We start from the raw sequence: 15,513 nt of genomic DNA, 5'->3' as shown, positions 1-15,513 counted from the left end.
CCTACGCTGGTGAGGTGACCACGCCGCCGTTCCCTGCCCCCACGCCCGCCGAGCTCGCCGTCGTATCGGCCCAGCTCGGTCGTTCCGCCCGAGGTGTGGTGGGCATCGCGGCCCGTTGCGCGTGCGGCAACCCGACGGTGGTCGCCACCACACCGCGTCTGCCGGACGGTACGCCGTTCCCGACGTTCTACTACCTGACTCACCCCGCGGCGACGGCGGCGATGTCGACGCTCGAGGCGACCCAGGTGATGCCGGAGCTCGCGGCGCTTCTCGTCGACGACGAGTCAGTGGCGTCGGCGTATCTCGCAGCCCACGAGGCCTACCTCGCTGACCGGAGGCAGTTCGGCGAGGTCTCCGAGATCGACGGCATCTCCGCCGGGGGAATGCCCACGCGCGTCAAATGCCTGCATGCTCTGGCCGGGCATGCCCTGGCCGCAGGCCCGGGAGTCAACCCGATCGGCGACGCCGCACTCGCTCGCTCCTCCTGGTCGCCTTCGGTCTGCCGTTGTGAAGACCCCGGCGCCGCCCTGCGCGATGAGGCGGCTTCCGCGGTATGACCGCACGCCGGACGCTGCGCAGCGCTGCCGCCATCGTGGTGGTGGCGGCGACGGTGTTGCTCCTCGGCGTCGCGCCGACTCCGGCCCCGATCCCCGACGACCCTGCCGACCCGGTGCGGGCTTCGGAGTACTGGCTCGACGGGGCGCGGATCCGTGAGGCCTGGCAGACCACTCGTGGCAAGGGCGTCACCATCGCGGTGATCGACACGGGCATCGGCAAGGTGCCCTCGGTCTTCGGCGACGCTGTGGTGGGTGGCACCGATGTCTCGGGGTCAGGCACTCCGGACGGGCGCACGCCCCTGGGCGCCGTCGATGGCAATCACGGTTCCTGGGTGGCTTCGCTGGCTGCCGGTCGCGGTGCGCCCGACGGCACCGGCATGATCGGCGTGGCGCCGGAAGCCAACCTGCTCTCGATCTCGGTGGGGTTCAGCGCGGCCGCCGCCGTTCCGTTCACGGAGCAGGTGGCGAAGGGCATGCGCTGGGCCGTCGACAACGGTGCCGACATCATCAACCTCTCGTTCACGACGAACACGCTCGATTGGGACAAGAGCTGGGACGACGCGTTCCTGTATGCCTTCGAGCATGATGTGGTGGTCGTCGTCGCCGCCGGCAACCGGGGGAGTGGGACGAACATCATCGGCGCCCCGGCGACCATTCCCGGTGTGCTCACGGTCGGTGGCGTCGACCAGACCGGCATGGCGAGCATCGAGGCGTCGACCCAGGGCATCACGATCGGGATCTCCGCGCCCAGCGAGGGGCTCATCGGCGTCTCCGCAGACGGCACGGTCGTGCCGTGGCGCGGAACCAGTGGTGCGGCGCCCATCGTCGCGGGAGTCGCAGCGCTGATCCGCTCGGCGCACCCCGACATCAAGGCGATCGACGTCATCAACCGCATCATCAAGACCGCGATCCCTGTCCCTGATGCGGTCAAACCCCAGGATCCCCTCTACGGATACGGGCTGGTGGATGCCGCAGCGGCGATCTCCGCGAACCTCCCTGCGGTGAGCGAGAACCCCATGGGAGACCTCGCCGAGTGGATCCGCGTGTTCCGTCGCGCGGAGACGGAGCCGCAGCCGGTTCCGACGGTGACACCCGTCGCCGTCCCGCCTCTCCCCGCGCCCGATGCGCCCACCGAAGCCGGTTCACCGTTGCTTCCCAGCGCGGATTCATTGCGCTACGGTACCCTGCCGCTCATTGCGCTCACGGTCCCTGGTATCCTGGTAGCGCTTGGCGTCACCGCAGCTGCCCGGCGCATCCGATCGGCGCGCATTTCCGTACGCCACACCCCCGACTCCGAGGAGTAGTTCTTCTGTGCCTCAGAACAGCACTGTGCCCAAGATCCTGATCGTCGGCGGAGGGTACGCGGGTTTCTACACCGCGTGGAAGCTCGAGAAGCACCTGCGCAAGGGTGAGGCCGACGTCACCATGGTCGACCCGCTGCCGTACATGACGTACCAGCCGTTCCTCCCCGAGGTCGCCGCCGGCTCGATCGAAGCCAGGCACTCGGTGGTCGCGCACCGCCGTCACCTCAAGCGCACCAACGTCCTCACCGCCAAGGTGACGAACATCAACCACGCACAGAAGGTCGCGACGATCACGCCGCCCGTCGGCGAGCCGTACGAGTTCGCGTACGACCAGATCGTCGTCACGGCCGGTGCCGTCTCGCGCACCTTCCCGATCCCCGGGATCGCCGACAACGCGATCGGGCTGAAGACGATCGAAGAGGCCGTCGCGATCCGCGACAAGGTCATGTCGAACTTCGACAAGGCCGCCTCGCTTCCCGCCGGTCCCGAGCGCGACCGTCTGCTGACCGTCGTCGTCGTCGGTGGTGGCTTCGCGGGTATCGAGGTGTTCGCCGAGCTGCGTTCCCTGGCGTCCGCGCTGGTGGGCAAGTACCCGCAGATCAGCTTCGAAGACACCCACTTCCACCTCATCGAGGCGATGGGCCGCATCATGCCCGAGGTCTCGCTGCAGACCAGCGAGTGGGTGCTCAAGGACCTCGCCAAGCGCGGCGCCAACGTGCACCTCGACACGCAGCTGACGAGCGCGGTCGACGGCAACGTCGAGCTCTCCACCGGCGAGGTCATCCCGACCGACGTCATCGTGTGGACCGCCGGTGTCATGGCCAACCCGACCGTCGTGCGCGGCGGCGACCTGCCCGTCGAGGAGCGCGGTCGCATCCAGACCCGCGCCGACCTGCGCGTCGGAACCCCCGAGGCCTTCGTCGAGGGCGCGTGGGCAGCCGGAGACGTGTCCGCTGTCCCCGACCTCTCGGGCGGTGGCGTCGGCGGTTTCTGCGTGCCGAACGCCCAGCACGCGGTTCGCCAGGCGAAGCTGCTCGCGAAGAACCTCGTCGCCGTGCTGCGTGGGGAGAACCCCAAAGAGTACCTCCACAAGAACCTGGGCGCTGTCGCAGGTCTCGGCCTGTACAACGGTGTCTTCCAGTCCGGCAAGATCGCCCTCAAGGGCTTCGTGGCCTGGGTCGCGCACCGCGGCTACCACGGTCTCGCGATGCCGACGTGGGAGCGCAAGTTCCGCGTCATCTGGGGCTGGTGGAACAACCTGTGGCTCGGCCGCGACCTGGTGAACCTCGAGACCGTGCAGAACCCGCGTTACGTCTTCGAGGAGTTCGCCGCGCGCCCGCGTCCGGCCGCTCCCGCCGCTCCCGTGGCGGACGCTGCTCCGGCGGCATCGGCCGAGGCATCGGAGAAGCCCGCTGCGAAGAAGCCGGCTGCGAAGAAGCCCGCGGTGAAGAAGCCTGCCGCGAAGAAGCCTGTCGCCGAGAAGGCTCCCGAGCCGGCCGAGGCTGCAGCCAAGTAACTGACTCTCGAGTACGACGATCGGCCCTGTGCGCTCTGCGCCGGGGCCGATCGTCGTTTCTGCGGAGCGTCTCCGAGGCGGTGCACAGGTACAGCCGGTATCGTCGCGCAGGCAAGGGGAGTACTCCCGAATGCGGCGACGTCGTCATTACGAGCACGAGATCGTGCTCCGGCCCGCCGGCCCGTGAGGGTGGAGGAGACCTTGGCACCCGCATCGCGGGCTGCCGAGAGACCCTGCCGTCGTCCTGACGTGGTGGATCCTGGGCGGTCCGCACCACGAAAGGGACCACCCATGGGAAAGCTCTCCCGACTGATCGGCATGGCATCCGAGGCGCTCGAGAAGAACGCCGGTTCGGCGCGCAACGGTCACACGGCTGACGGATCACGCGCGCAGGACGGGTCCCGGTCGACGGATTGGGGCGGCATGCTCCGTGGCGCCGTCGACGCCGTTCGAGGGCAGGGCGACCCGGAGCGACAGCCGAGCCAGAACCGTCCGGTGGCGGCCGACCCGTACACGCCGCCCGCCGCGTCACGCGAGCGGCCCCGCTCCACGAGCTCCGCACCGTCTGCCGCCGACCCCTACGCACCGCCGGTGCCCGGAGCCTCTCGGGCCCCGCAGGCCATGACCGATGCGGACCGTGCGGCCATCGCCCGCTACGACTACCTGCTGCAGACGGCGGATCCGCAGCGCGTCGAGCAGATCCACCGCGAGGCGTTCGCGCGCCTGACCCCTGAGCAGCGCTCGCTCGTCGAAGCCCGCATGCGACAGGAGCTCGAGCCGGGCGAGCGTCCGCGGTCGTCGTCGCCGGATGACCTCGCTCGCGCCGCCGGACGTGCCGAGGCCATGAACCCGGGGCGGATGCGCGGTCTGCTGTCGCGCGTGCGCGGTGCGGGTGTCGGCGGTGCTGCGGTCGTCGCTGGTGGCGCGGCGGTCGGACTGCTCGGCGTGGTGGCCGGGGGTGCGGTGCTCAGCACGGTGGCGGGTCCTCTTCTGGAGCAGGCCGCGAACATCGGCGTCGACTTCGGCGCGTTGGCAGAGGGCATCGATGTCGAGTCCCTCGCCGCCGGTATCGACGTCGAGTCCCTCGCCGGGGGTGCGGGCGATCTGATGGGCTCCGCGGGCGAGACGGTGTCGGGGCTGGGAGAGACGGCGAGCGGCTGGGGCGAGCAGCTCGGCAACCTGGGCATCCCCGGTATCGGCGACATCTTCGGGCGCTGACCGCGGATGGTTCTCACTGCTGCTGCCGATCACGGCTTCACCGGACTCACCGGATTCGCGGCCGATGTCCTCACCGCGCTGGGAGACATCGGCGTGGGCGTGCTGGTCTTCCTCGAGGTCCTGGTGCCGCCGATCCCGAGCGAGGTGATCCTTCCCTTCGCGGGGTACCTGAGCCAGAGCGGCTCTCTGAACCTGGGGTGGCTGATCCTCTGGAGCACGCTCGCGTCCTGGCTGGGTGCGTTGCTGCTGTACGGGCTCGGCGCGGCCATCGGGATGGATCGCGCGGTGCGGATGCTCGCGGCCACCAAGCTGGTGAGCCGCTCCGATCTCGAACGCGGATCGGAGTGGTTCGTGCGCAGCGGCGGCTGGACCGTGCTGGTGGGACGGATGGTACCCGGCGTGCGCAGCCTGATCTCGATTCCGGCCGGGGCCTCCCGCATGAACCTCGTGACGTTCAGCTTCTACACCATCATCGGCAGCGGGCTCTGGAATGCTCTTCTCCTCGGAGTCGGAGCGGCGCTGGGCACGCAGCACGAGAAGCTGGAGCAGTACCTCGGGTACCTCGACTACGCCGTGTACTCGGCCATCGCGATCGCACTGGTCGTCCTGGTCGTGCGTCGCATTCGCGAGGCGGCAGGCGAGCGGAAGACGGTCGCGCCGGCGGAGGACTGAGCGAGGATGTGCCCCCGCTGGGACTCGAACCCAGACTGAAGCGATTTTAAGTCGCCTGCCTCTGCCATTGGGCTACGGGGGCCTCCTCGCCAGCCTATCTGCGTGCCCGGATGCGACGCGGTGCCTTCGGGGGTGATCCGCAGTCCGGGGAGGCCTTAGTGTGGGGGAGTGCTCGACCTCATCGACGAACTGAGCCCCGCCCACGGCGCGCCTGCGGTCGCCCCCGAATGGGAGGACCCGGCCCGCTACTGGCCGCGCCTGTCCGCCGCGACGGGGCATCTTCCCGCGCCGGTGGCGGTGATCGACAGGGAGGCGCTCCGCTACAACGCGATGGACCTTCTGGTGCGGGCGGGCGGGCTGCCGATCCGGGTCGCCTCGAAATCGGTACGGGTGCGGTCCGTGCTCGATGCCGTGCTGAAGCTCCCGGGGTTCCGCGGCATCCTCGCCTTCACGCTCGAGGAGGCGCTGTGGCTCGCCGAGACCCATGACGACATCATGCTCGGGTATCCCACCGTCGATCGCGCGGGTCTGGCACGGCTCTTCGCCGACGAGCAGGCTGCTCAGCGCATCACGCTGATGATCGACGACCTCGTGCACCTCGACTTGATCGACAGCGTCGCAGGGCCCGGTTCGCGTCCGGAGATCCGTGTCGCGATCGACGTCGATGCCTCCTGGCGCTCCTCGCTCCTCGGCCACATCGGCGTGCGCCGTTCGGCGCTGTTCAACGCGGGAGAGGTCGCCGCCTTCGCTCGCAAGGTCGTCGCCCGCCCGGGATTCCGGCTCGTCGGACTGCAGATGTACGACGCGCAGATCGCGGGACAGGGGGACGATGCCGGCCCCGATGCCCCGCTGATCCGGATGGTGCAGTCGCGCTCACGGAACGAGCTGCGCGAGCGCCGGGCGGCCATCGTCGCCGCGGTCGGAGAGATCACGTCGCTGGAGATCCTCAACGGCGGAGGAACGGGGTCGCTCGAGTTCACCGGAAGCGATGAGTCGCTCAGCGAGGCGAGCGCGGGAAGCGGGCTCCTCGGCGGCCATCTGTTCGACGGGTATCGCTCGTTCCGCCCCGCTCCGGCGTCCGCATTCGCGTTCGACGTGGTGCGGCGCCCGGCCATCGACATCGCCACGGTGCTCGGCGGAGGATGGATCGCCTCCGGCCCCGCTGTCGCCTCGCGCCAACCGCGGGCCGTCTGGCCACAGGGACTCCACACCCTCGCCCGTGAAGCTGCCGGTGAGGTGCAGACGCCCCTGCAGGGCCCGGCGGCGACATCGCTGGGCGTGGGCGACCGAGTCTGGTTCCGGCATGCCAAGAGCGGCGAGCCGGCCGAGCGCATCGAGAGCTATCACCTGGTCTCGGGCGACGAGATCATCGATGAGCTGCCGACCTACCGCGGCGAGGGAAAGGCCTTCCTGTGACGAGAATCGGCGGCACCTGGCAGAACTGGGCTCGCTCGGCCTCGGTGCGACCCGCACGCGTGGAGCGTCCGCGCAGCCCCGAGGGCGTGCAGCGGGCGGTGGTCGCCGCGGTGAAGCAGGGGCTTCCGGTGAAGGCCGTCGGCGCCGGCCACAGCTTCACGGGCATCGCGGTCGCCCCGGGCGTCCTGCTCGAGCTCGACGACCTGCAGGGACTCGTCTCGGCGGACGCCGCGACGGGACGCGTGACCCTGCTCGCCGGCACCCGGCTGCACCGCATCCCCGGACTTCTCGCCCCGTACGGGCTCGCGATGGAGAACCTGGGCGACATCGATCGTCAGTCGATCGCCGGCGCGATCTCGACCGGAACCCACGGCACCGGTGCCGAGTACGGTGGCCTCGCGACCCAGGTCGTCGGCGTCACCATGGTCACGGCCGCCGGCGAGTTCCTCCGCATCGACCAGGAGCACGAGAGCGAGCTGCTGCCCGCTGTGGCTCTCGGACTCGGCGCCCTCGGCATCATCGTCGAGGTGACCCTGCAGTGCGTGCCGGCGTTCGTCATGCACGCGATCGACGAGCCGGTACCCCTGGAGGAGGTGCTCGCCACCCTCGAAGAGCGCGTCGCCGCATCCGACCACTTCGAGTTCTATTGGTTCCCTCACACGGATATCGCGCTGACCAAGCGTCAGACGCGGCTGCCGGAGGCGACGGTGCGCAAGCCGCTCCCGGTGGTCGGGCGGTGGATCGATGAGACGCTGCTCTCGAACGGGGTGTATCGCGTGGCGTGCGCTGCGGGTCAGGTCGTTCCGGCGATCACTCCGTCCTTCAGCCGGCTCGCGGTCAGGCTCACCGGAGATCGCGAGTACACCGAACTCTCGCACCGGGTGCTCATCCAGAGCAGGACCGTGCGATTCCGGGAGATGGAGTACGCGATCCCCGTCGAGAACGTCGTGCCGGCCTTCGAAGCGGTGCAGGCGCTGATCGCGCGGCGCGGATGGACGATCGAGTTCCCGATCGAGGTGCGCTTCGCCGCGTCCGACGACCGCTGGCTGTCGACGGCTCACGGACGCGCAAGCGCGTACATCGCCGTGCACCGCTACTGGCGGGCCGACCCCACGGAGTACTTCGGCGCCGTGGAGGAGGTCATGCACGAGTTCGGCGGGCGCCCGCACTGGGGCAAGCTCCACACGCTCACGACGCAGACCCTCCGGGAGCGATACCCGCGCTTCGACGACTTCGTCGCGTTGCGCGATCGCCTCGACCCGGAGCGTCGTTTCGGCAACCGCTACCTCGAGCGGGTCCTCGGCAGCTGATCGGGACGCAGGGACGCCCGCGCGCGCCCAGTCCACGTGCAGACTGCGCGTCTAGGATGAGAGAAACACGAGGAAGGGTGGGGCTCTGATGGAATGGCTCGTGCCGGTACTGATCGTTGTCGGAGTGATCCTGCTCGTCGGCATCTATCTGTGGGCCACGTACAACTCGCTGGTGCAGCTGAACGTCCGCGTCGATGAGGCGTGGAGCGGCATCACGGTGCAGTTGAAGCGACGAGCCGACCTCATCCCGAACCTCATCGAGACGGTGAAGGGCTACGCCTCCCACGAGAAGGCCGTCTTCGAGAACGTCACGCGGGCGCGTGCCGAGACCCTGTCAGCCGGAGGACCGGGCGAGGCGGGCATCGCCGAGGGGCACCTGCAGCAGGCGTTGCGGAGCCTCTTCGCGGTCGCCGAGGCCTACCCGCAGTTGCAGGCGAGCACGAACTTCCTCCAGGTGCAGCAGGCACTGGTCGACACCGAGGACAAGGTGCAGGCGGCGCGCCGCTTCTACAACGGCGGCGTGCGCGAGCTGAACACCAAGATCAAGGTCTTCCCCAACAACCTGTTCGCCAAGGGGCTGGGTTTCTCCGAGCGGGAGTTCTTCGAGGTCGCCGACAGCAGCGCGATCTCCGAACCGCCGCGCGTGCAGTTCTGACGCCGGTCGTTCACCACACCGACAGGAGGAGTCCGTCGGCGGTGAACGCCAGGTCGCCGCGCACGCTCCAGGAGTCCGTCCGATAGGTGGTAGTGCGGGTCTCGCCGTTATGGGCGGTCCCGGTGATGGTGGCCACGAGCACTCCACCCTCTGCGGTGAAACCGGCGGGAGTCAACGCGATGACCGGTGCCGTGTCGATCCGATAGCGGATCGCATCCACCTCGCGGAACTCGGTCCCCCAGGGGATCCGTATGCCGCATCCGTCGGGGACTTCTGTGCCCCCAGCGGTGCAGGTCTCGAGGAGCGTGTCGAGCTGGGCCTGCGCGACCGCCGTCGCCTCCGGCCGCAGCACGACGTCGAGCGTCGTCGTGGTCTTCACCCCTGGCAGCACCAGCGCCGCGCTCCCGCCCTCGAGCAGTGTCTCCGGTGCGGCCGCGAGGGCGTAGGTCGCGGGGAGCAGCAGTGCAGCCGTCTCCGCCGGAACGGTCGCATCGCCGATCGCGACATCCGACCCGATCGTAGTTTCCACGGTCAGTGTGCCGAGTCCCGTCGCATCGACGCTCCAGCGGCCGTCGACGATGCCGAGCGTCAGCTGCGCGGTGTGCGTCTTGCCGTCGAGCCGGAAGGAGATCGCGACGACGGCCGAAGTGTCGTCGTCTTCGCGTCGGACGGTCGTGACCTCGGAGTCCTCGATGAACGCGGTGGCGGCGGCGAAGGCGACCAGTGCGGTGTCCGAGACGTCGATCCCGGTGGCCGCCACGGCGTCGGGGTCACCGGACTCGAGCGCCTGGACATAGGCGAGCGCCGCTTCTTCCGGCGTGGAGGAGCGGTTCGTCGACGACCAGAGCCAGAGTCCCGCGGCGACGAGGACGAGACCGGCGACGCCGCCGAGCAGCCACCACCGGGCCCTGCTCACACCGGACTCTCTCGCGCGTGCACGTGACGACGCACGGAGGGACCGGTGCCTGCTCCGGCCGCCAGCGCCCCATGCAGTGCGTCGGTGGCGTCACCCCACCTCGACACCGAGACATGATCCAGTCCCTGCCACGCCGCTGCGAGTCGGAGCTCGGCAGCGATCTGCTCGGCATCGCCGGGGTGAGCCTGTGGTTCCCACCAGGCGGATTGCACCTGCAGCGTCGATGTCGCGCGGTCGGACTTGAGATCGACGCGCGCGACGATGCGGTCGCCCACGAGGACCGGCAAGGAGTAGTAGCCGAACCGCCGCTTCTCTGCCGGTACGTAGATCTCGATGCGGTAGTCGAGGTCGAACGCGCGGAGTGCGCGATCCCGAAACCACACCACCGGGTCGAACGGCGTCAGAATCGCCGCCGCGTCGACCTTGCGGGGCAGCACCGCATCCCGATGCCGCCAGGCGGCGAGTGGACGCCCGCCGCGTTCCCAGCCGCGCACCTGCACGGGCTCCAGCTCGCCGGCGTCGACGAGCTCTGCGATCGAGCGCGCGACGGCGGCCCGGTCGCGGATCCGGTAGTAGTCGGCCAGGTCGGACTGCGTCGCGACGCCGCTCGATCGGGCCGCGCGACGGGTCAGCTCACGGATGGCATCGGAGCGGGAGACCTCTTGCGAACGGATGGCGTCAGGGATGACGTGCTCGGTCAGCGCATAGGTGCGCTCGAACCCGCGGCGCCCGCTGATGGCGACATCGCCGGTTCGCCACAGGTGTTCGAGGGCGAGCTTGACGTCGTCCCAGTCCCACCAGGTGCCGCGTTCCCTGGGAGCATCGGCACGGAGATCGGCGGGACGCAAGGGCCCGCGCACACGCAGCTCGTCCTGGACCCACTGCAGCGTTCGCGCGTTGCTCGACATCCAGGACTCTTCGCCCGCCCAGCGTCGGCGGAAGTCGTCCATGCGAAAACGCCACAGCGGCCAGTCCTCGATCGGGATGAAGGTCGCCTCGTGAGCGAGGTACTCCACGTAATGGGTCGTGCGCGAGAGGAAGACGCGGTCGAGCAGGGCCGGCTCGTAGGAGCCCAGCCGAGAGAACAACGGCAGGTAATGGGATCGTGCGAACACGTTCACGGAGTCGATCTGCAGCACACCGAGACGATCCATCACCCGGTGCACGTGGCGCCCCGCGACCGATGCCGGCCGCGCGCGGGTGAAGCCCTGCGCGGCCAGAGCTATGCGGCGTGCCTGGGTCGGAGTGAGGGTGTCGGTCACACGGTCAGGGTATCGCCGAGCGCCGACATGCACCCTCCAGGGAAAGATGCGTTCGAGGGCATACGGCGTGACCGTAGACTTGGGCGATGAGTGAGGACCAGCGACCCCGACTGAGAGATCTGTTCCGTCCGCGCCCGGTCTCCACCGAGCGCACCGTGTCGACCGAGGCCGATGAGGCGGTACCGCTGCCGCTGCGCATCACGGCGGGCTATGCATGGCGGCTGCTACTGATCGCGGCGGCGATCGGCGTCTTCATCTGGCTCGTGATGCTGCTCAAGCTCCTCGTCATCCCCTTGATGGTCGGCATCCTCATCACCGCGCTGCTGTGGCCGGCCTTCTCGTGGATGCTGCGGCGTGGTCTCCCTCGTTGGCTGGCGATCGCCATCTCGCTCATCGGGACGGCCGCCATCGTCACCGGGCTGATGTGGCTCGTCGTCTGGCAGGTGCGTGCTCAGCTGCCCGATGTGCAGCAGCGTTCGACCGAGGCCTTCGATCAGTTCCAGGTCTGGTTGCACGAGGGTCCTCTGAGTCTCTCCGACACGCAGATCGCGAACTACCTGCAGCAGGGACTCGACTTCCTCAACGAGCAGGCGCAGGTGCTGTGGACCGGCGCCCTGGCGATCGGGACCACCGTCGGCCACGTCGCCACGGGCGCCGTGCTGTCGCTGTTCATCCTGATCTGTCTCCTCGCCGACGGCGCAGGCATCTGGCGGTGGACCCTCCGGATCTTCCCGCGCATGGCGCAGCCGGCCGTCGACGGAGCGGCCCGCAACGGCTGGACCACGATCGTGAACTACGCGCGCACGCAGTTGTTCGTCGCGACGATCGATGCGATCGGCATCGGACTCGGGGCGTTCCTGTTGCAGGTGCCCCTCGCGCTCCCGGTCGCCGTCCTGGTGTTCCTCGGCTCGTTCATCCCGATCGTGGGTGCGGTCGTGACCGGCGCCGTCGCCGTGTTCCTGGCGCTGGTGTACAACGGTCCCTGGATCGCGCTCTGGATGCTCCTGGTCGTGCTGGCCGTCCAGCAGATCGAAGGACATATCCTGCAGCCGATCATGATGGGCTCGGCGGTCAAGGTGCATCCGCTCGCCGTCGTCCTCGTCGTGGCGGGTGGAGCGATGATCGCCGGTATCCCCGGCGCACTGTTCGCGGTGCCGTTGGCGGCGTTCATCAACGTCGCAGCCGTGACCATCAGCTCGGGATCCTGGCGCACGGGCGCCGGGCCGAGCGGAGACCTTATCTGGAGCACAGTACCGCGCGAGCGGAGACGGAGGAATCGATGAGCGCAGTCCCCAGCCTGACCGAGTTCGAGCACGCTGCTCAGAGTCTGGCTGAGGTGATCTCGCACACGCCGACGCTGCCGTCGCGAGCGCTCTCCGACATCCTCGGCGCCCCGGTGCTGCTGAAGATGGAGAACCTCCAGCGCACGGGATCCTTCAAGATCCGCGGTGCGGCCTACCGGCTGTCGAAGCTGAGCGCCGAAGAGCGCTCGCGTGGCGTGGTCGCGGCCTCAGCCGGAAACCACGCGCAGGGAGTGGCGCTGGCGGCGCAGGCGCTCGGCATCCCGGCGACGATCTTCATGCCTCTGGGCGTTCCGGTGCCGAAGCTGCTCGCCACGCGCGGCTACGGAGCGGAAGTCGTGCTGGAGGGGGAGACGGTGGCGACCTCGCTGCGTCTCGCCGCGGAGTTCTCCGAGCGCACGGGTGCGGTGCTGATCCATCCGTTCGATCACCGCGACATCGTGATCGGGCAGGGAACTCTCGGACTCGAACTCCTCGAGGACGCGCCCGACGTCGACACCGTCGTGCTCGGCATCGGCGGGGGAGGTCTGATCGCCGGCGTCGCGGCAGCCGTGAAGGCACGCGCTGCCGAGCTCGGCCGCACGGTCCGCATCATCGGCGTGCAGGCCGAGAACGCCGCCGCCGTTCCGCCGTCGCTCGAGGCCGGCGAGCCCGTCGACATCGTCACCCGACCGACCATCGCCGACGGCATCCTGGTCGCTCGTCCCGGTGCCGTCCCGTTCGACATCATCAAGGACCTCGTCGACGAGGTCGTCACGGTCTCCGACGACGACCTGGCACGGGCCATCCTCATCCTGCTGGAGCAGGCGAAGGTCGTCGTCGAGCCCGCCGGTGCCGCCGGTGTGGCGGCGATTCTGGCAGGCAAGGTGGCGGGCAGCGGAACCACCATGGCCGTGTTGTCTGGTGGGAACATCGATCCGCTCCTGCTGCAGCGCGTGGTGTCCCACGGACTCGCCGCTTCGGGTCGCTACCTCACGATCCGCATCCCTCTGCCCGACCGTCCCGGTCAGCTGGCCCGCGTCTCCGAGCTCATCGCCGAGGCCGGCGCGAACGTGATCGAGGCCATGCACACGCGCCACGGTCACGGTCTGCAGATCAGCGACGTCATCCTCGAGCTCAGCGTCGAGACGCGCGGTCCCGAGCACTCCGAGCACACGCTCGACACCCTGCGTCGCGCCGGCTTCGAACCCATCCTCGTCCCCGATTGAGCACGACTGCGCATTCACGCAGAAGCGCCCCCGCGTCCTGAGGATGCGGGGGCGCTTCTGTGTGGCGTCTCAGCCCGTGTACGTCTCGACGTTCACGATCTCCACGCTGATCTCGCGGCCGTTCGGGGCCTCGTACGACGACTTCTCGCCGACCTTGAGGCCGAGGATGGCCTGGCCGAGCGGGCTGGCTTCGCTGTAGACATCGAGGTCGCTGCCTGCGGCGATCTCGCGGCTGCCGAGCAGGAACACCTCTTCGCCTCCGGCGACGAGGGCGGTGACCACGGTGCCGGGCTCGACGATTCCGCGGCTGGCCGGAGCTTCGCCCACCTTGGCGGTCTTCAGCAGAGCCTCCAGCGTGCGGATGCGCGCTTCCTGCTTGCCCTGCTCGTCCTTCGCGGCGTGGTATCCGCCGTTCTCCTTGAGGTCGCCCTCTTCGCGGGCCGCCTCGATGCGCTTGGCGATCTCGTCGCGGCCGAAGGTGGACAGGTGCTCCAGCTCGGCGACGAGCCGGTCATACGCTTCCTGCGTGAGGAAGGGAACCTGAGCATCGGTGGACATGACGAAGCTCCTTCTTTCGGGATCCCTCCGGCATGCTGCGGGGGATATGCCAAGACGCCCCGGCACGGTGCCGGGGCGTCGTCTTGTCTGGCACGAGTCTAGGCGACCCAGCAGGTGTTCACCAAACCTGTGGTGGCCTCCGACACCGTGGGGATCGTGACGGAGCGCGCCTGCGAGTGGCTGTCTCCGGCCTCGATCTCGACGATCTTCCAGCCGACGACACCGAACTCCTCGTCGAGCGCCTCGACGGCGCACACCACGTCTTTGCCCTGCACTCCGGTGACCTGGAAGGTGATGTTCACGGAGTGCTCGTCGACGAGCTCGAAGCCCAGGTCGTCCGCGTCGACGGAGGCCATCGACTGCGCCACGGTCATCCAGCTGAAGGCGCCGACGATCAGCAGTGCGATCGCACCGCCGATGATCCACGGCGCGCGGCGTCGTCGGGTTCGGCCATAGCGTTCATCGAGCTCTTGTGCGGTCGTCACGGGTGGGTCTTCCGGTCGTTAGGCTGGTGTTACCAGGTTATGCGACCTGCGTACGAAAGGCCGATTCATGTTCTCTCTGTCCGAGACCCCGATGCCGACGCCGAGCATGACCGTCGACCCGGTGTCGGTCACTCCGGGGTTCGTCGGTTTCGCCGCGATCGTCGTGGTCGTGATCGCGGTGATCCTGCTGATCTGGGACATGAACCGCCGCATCCGCCGTGTCCGGTACCGCGAAGAGGTGCGCGACGAGCTCGACGCCGAAGAAGCGGCGCGGGCCGAGGGCGATGCCGCCGCGGCTCCCGGAAAGGGTGCGCCGACCTCGGACGGCACCGCTGCCTCTGACACCGACGGCGATACGCCCGCTCGCTGACCTCGCGTCACGGCGCGCCCAGCGAGGGCGACAGCGGCGACAGGGCGATGAGCAGGCATGCGGTCCAGTGGCAGAGGAATGCGAGCACCGTGCACACGTGGAAGATCTCGTGGAACCCGAAGTGCCCGGGCCAGGGGTTCGGCTTCTTGAGCGCGTAGACGACCGCGCCCCCGGTGTACAGGAGCCCGCCGACGATCACCAGCACCATCATCGCGAAGTTCGCGTTCATGAGATCGACGAGGTACATCACGGCTGCCCAGCCGAGCAGCAGGTAGAGCGCGACGTAGAGCCAGCGCGGGGCGTGGATCCAGAACACCCGGAAGAGGATGCCGACCAGCGTGCCTCCCCACACCAGGCTGAGCAGCAGCACGCCCTTCTCCGGCGGCAGCGCCAGCACCGCCAGCGGTGTGTAGGTACCGGCGATGAGCAGCAGGATGTTGGCGTGGTCGATGCGCTTGAGCAGCACCTTCACCTTCGGCCGCCAGTCGATGCGGTGGTAGAGCGCCGAGTTGCCGAACAGCAGCAGTGACGTGAGCATGAACACGGCGGAGGCCCACTTTGCTGCGGCACCTTGGGAGACGATGATCAGCACCACACCGGCGACCAGCGCCACCGGGAACGTGCCGGCATGGATCCATCCTCGCCAGGTCGGCTTGGTCTCGACGGCGGCATCGACGGCCGCGGCTTCGAGCAGAGGCAGCTGAGGGACGTCGGGACCGGAGGGCTCGGGAGTACTCACACGCTCACTCTAAGCCGACCCGCATA

At 68.9% G+C, this 15,513-nt stretch carries 16 protein-coding genes and 1 tRNA gene; 11 read left to right on the top strand and 6 right to left on the bottom strand.

What is annotated here, in order from left to right:
* Window positions 1-14 precede the first annotated feature (14 nt).
* From ACP699_RS05735 to ACP699_RS05715, 5 genes are all read left to right on the top strand, one after another.
* Window positions 15-557 (top strand): DUF501 domain-containing protein, encoded by a 543-nt coding sequence (locus ACP699_RS05735; RefSeq protein WP_426169891.1) that lies wholly within the window; start codon window positions 15-17, stop codon window positions 555-557.
* Window positions 554-1,861 (top strand): S8 family peptidase, encoded by a 1,308-nt coding sequence (locus ACP699_RS05730; RefSeq protein ID WP_055873442.1) that lies wholly within the window; start codon window positions 554-556, stop codon window positions 1,859-1,861. Before ACP699_RS05735 ends, ACP699_RS05730 begins: the two co-directional genes overlap by 4 nt.
* A gap of 25 nt (window positions 1,862-1,886) precedes the next feature.
* A complete protein-coding gene (locus ACP699_RS05725; RefSeq protein WP_036322989.1) occupies window positions 1,887-3,377 on the top strand; it encodes an NAD(P)/FAD-dependent oxidoreductase in 1,491 nt (496 codons plus the stop codon).
* A 291-nt stretch (window positions 3,378-3,668) separates the two neighbouring features.
* Entirely contained in the window at window positions 3,669-4,595 is a 927-nt protein-coding gene (locus ACP699_RS05720) for a cation-transporting ATPase (RefSeq protein ID WP_426169886.1), read from the top strand.
* Window positions 4,596-4,601: 6 nt separating this feature from the next.
* Complete coding sequence (locus ACP699_RS05715; RefSeq protein ID WP_426169883.1) at window positions 4,602-5,267, top strand: DedA family protein; 666 nt, start codon at window positions 4,602-4,604, stop codon at window positions 5,265-5,267.
* Window positions 5,268-5,276: 9 nt separating this feature from the next.
* Here ACP699_RS05715 and ACP699_RS05710 read toward each other — a convergent pair.
* Window positions 5,277-5,349 (bottom strand) — tRNA-Leu (locus ACP699_RS05710).
* 86 nt (window positions 5,350-5,435) lie between these two features.
* On the opposite strand from ACP699_RS05710, the gene ACP699_RS05705 reads away from it, so the two are divergent.
* The 3 genes from ACP699_RS05705 (at window position 5,436) to ACP699_RS05695 (ending at window position 8,648) form a co-directional block, all read left to right on the top strand.
* A complete protein-coding gene (locus tag ACP699_RS05705; RefSeq protein WP_151486074.1) occupies window positions 5,436-6,683 on the top strand; it encodes an alanine racemase in 1,248 nt (415 codons plus the stop codon).
* On the top strand, window positions 6,680-7,993 hold the full coding sequence (locus tag ACP699_RS05700) for a D-arabinono-1,4-lactone oxidase (RefSeq protein WP_426169878.1): 1,314 nt from the start codon (window positions 6,680-6,682) through the stop codon (window positions 7,991-7,993). Before ACP699_RS05705 ends, ACP699_RS05700 begins: the two co-directional genes overlap by 4 nt.
* Window positions 7,994-8,081: 88 nt before the next feature.
* Window positions 8,082-8,648, top strand: a complete 567-nt coding sequence (locus ACP699_RS05695; RefSeq protein ID WP_017828718.1) for a LemA family protein — start codon at window positions 8,082-8,084, stop codon at window positions 8,646-8,648.
* A gap of 10 nt (window positions 8,649-8,658) precedes the next feature.
* Here ACP699_RS05695 and ACP699_RS05690 read toward each other — a convergent pair whose 3' ends face one another.
* On the bottom strand, window positions 8,659-9,564 hold the full coding sequence (locus ACP699_RS05690) for a hypothetical protein (RefSeq protein WP_426169873.1): 906 nt from the start codon (window positions 9,562-9,564) through the stop codon (window positions 8,659-8,661).
* The gene (locus ACP699_RS05685; RefSeq protein WP_426169870.1) at window positions 9,561-10,826 is read right to left on the bottom strand and encodes a winged helix-turn-helix domain-containing protein; all 1,266 of its coding nucleotides are present in this window, start codon (window positions 10,824-10,826) and stop codon (window positions 9,561-9,563) included. Before ACP699_RS05685 ends, ACP699_RS05690 begins: the two co-directional genes overlap by 4 nt.
* A gap of 86 nt (window positions 10,827-10,912) precedes the next feature.
* Between ACP699_RS05685 and ACP699_RS05680 the strand changes: the two genes are divergently transcribed.
* Together ACP699_RS05680 and ilvA are read left to right on the top strand one after the other, a co-directional pair.
* Window positions 10,913-12,109 carry an AI-2E family transporter gene (locus ACP699_RS05680; RefSeq protein ID WP_206516623.1) on the top strand — a complete coding sequence of 399 codons (1,197 nt, stop codon included), beginning with the start codon at window positions 10,913-10,915 and terminating at the stop codon, window positions 12,107-12,109.
* Window positions 12,106-13,335, top strand: coding sequence for a threonine ammonia-lyase (gene ilvA, locus ACP699_RS05675; RefSeq protein ID WP_400647479.1), 1,230 nt, complete (start codon window positions 12,106-12,108; stop codon window positions 13,333-13,335). The genes ACP699_RS05680 and ilvA overlap by 4 nt, the downstream gene beginning before the upstream one ends.
* A gap of 69 nt (window positions 13,336-13,404) precedes the next feature.
* On the opposite strand, the gene greA is transcribed toward ilvA, so the two are convergent.
* Both greA and ACP699_RS05665 read right to left on the bottom strand, forming a co-directional pair.
* Complete coding sequence (gene greA, locus ACP699_RS05670; protein ID WP_017828713.1) at window positions 13,405-13,893, bottom strand: transcription elongation factor GreA; 489 nt, start codon at window positions 13,891-13,893, stop codon at window positions 13,405-13,407.
* Between the two features lie 98 nt (window positions 13,894-13,991).
* Window positions 13,992-14,378 (bottom strand): DUF4307 domain-containing protein, encoded by a 387-nt coding sequence (locus ACP699_RS05665; protein WP_055864591.1) that lies wholly within the window; start codon window positions 14,376-14,378, stop codon window positions 13,992-13,994.
* Between the two features lie 67 nt (window positions 14,379-14,445).
* Between ACP699_RS05665 and ACP699_RS05660 the strand changes: the two genes are divergently transcribed.
* Window positions 14,446-14,748, top strand: a complete 303-nt coding sequence (locus ACP699_RS05660) for a hypothetical protein (RefSeq protein WP_017828711.1) — start codon at window positions 14,446-14,448, stop codon at window positions 14,746-14,748.
* Between the two features lie 7 nt (window positions 14,749-14,755).
* Here ACP699_RS05660 and trhA read toward each other — a convergent pair whose 3' ends face one another.
* Window positions 14,756-15,487: a PAQR family membrane homeostasis protein TrhA gene (trhA, locus tag ACP699_RS05655; protein WP_055873418.1), complete on the bottom strand. Its 732-nt coding sequence runs from the start codon at window positions 15,485-15,487 to the stop codon at window positions 14,756-14,758.
* Window positions 15,488-15,513 lie beyond the last annotated feature (26 nt).

Origin of the sequence: Microbacterium sp. DWRC1-3 (assembly GCF_049896645.1) — a bacterium.
In the GTDB taxonomy this organism is placed as follows: domain Bacteria; phylum Actinomycetota; class Actinomycetes; order Actinomycetales; family Microbacteriaceae; genus Microbacterium; species Microbacterium maritypicum.
This window is presented reverse-complemented; position numbering and strand designations above follow the sequence as displayed.

What these genes read in the sequence shown, in the direction of transcription:
- ACP699_RS05730 (WP_055873442.1), top strand. Translation starts at nt 554, where the DNA reads ATGACCGCACGCCGGACGCTGCGCAGCGCTGCCGCCATCGTGGTGGTG.
- ACP699_RS05660 (WP_017828711.1), top strand. Translation starts at nt 14,446, where the DNA reads ATGTTCTCTCTGTCCGAGACCCCGATGCCGACGCCGAGCATGACCGTC.
- ACP699_RS05720 (WP_426169886.1), top strand. Translation starts at nt 3,669, where the DNA reads ATGGGAAAGCTCTCCCGACTGATCGGCATGGCATCCGAGGCGCTCGAG.
- ACP699_RS05695 (WP_017828718.1), top strand. Translation starts at nt 8,082, where the DNA reads ATGGAATGGCTCGTGCCGGTACTGATCGTTGTCGGAGTGATCCTGCTC.
- ACP699_RS05680 (WP_206516623.1), top strand. Translation starts at nt 10,913, where the DNA reads ATGAGTGAGGACCAGCGACCCCGACTGAGAGATCTGTTCCGTCCGCGC.
- ACP699_RS05715 (WP_426169883.1), top strand. Translation starts at nt 4,602, where the DNA reads ATGGTTCTCACTGCTGCTGCCGATCACGGCTTCACCGGACTCACCGGA.
- ilvA (WP_400647479.1), top strand. Translation starts at nt 12,106, where the DNA reads ATGAGCGCAGTCCCCAGCCTGACCGAGTTCGAGCACGCTGCTCAGAGT.
- greA (WP_017828713.1), bottom strand. Translation starts at nt 13,893, where the DNA reads ATGTCCACCGATGCTCAGGTTCCCTTCCTCACGCAGGAAGCGTATGAC.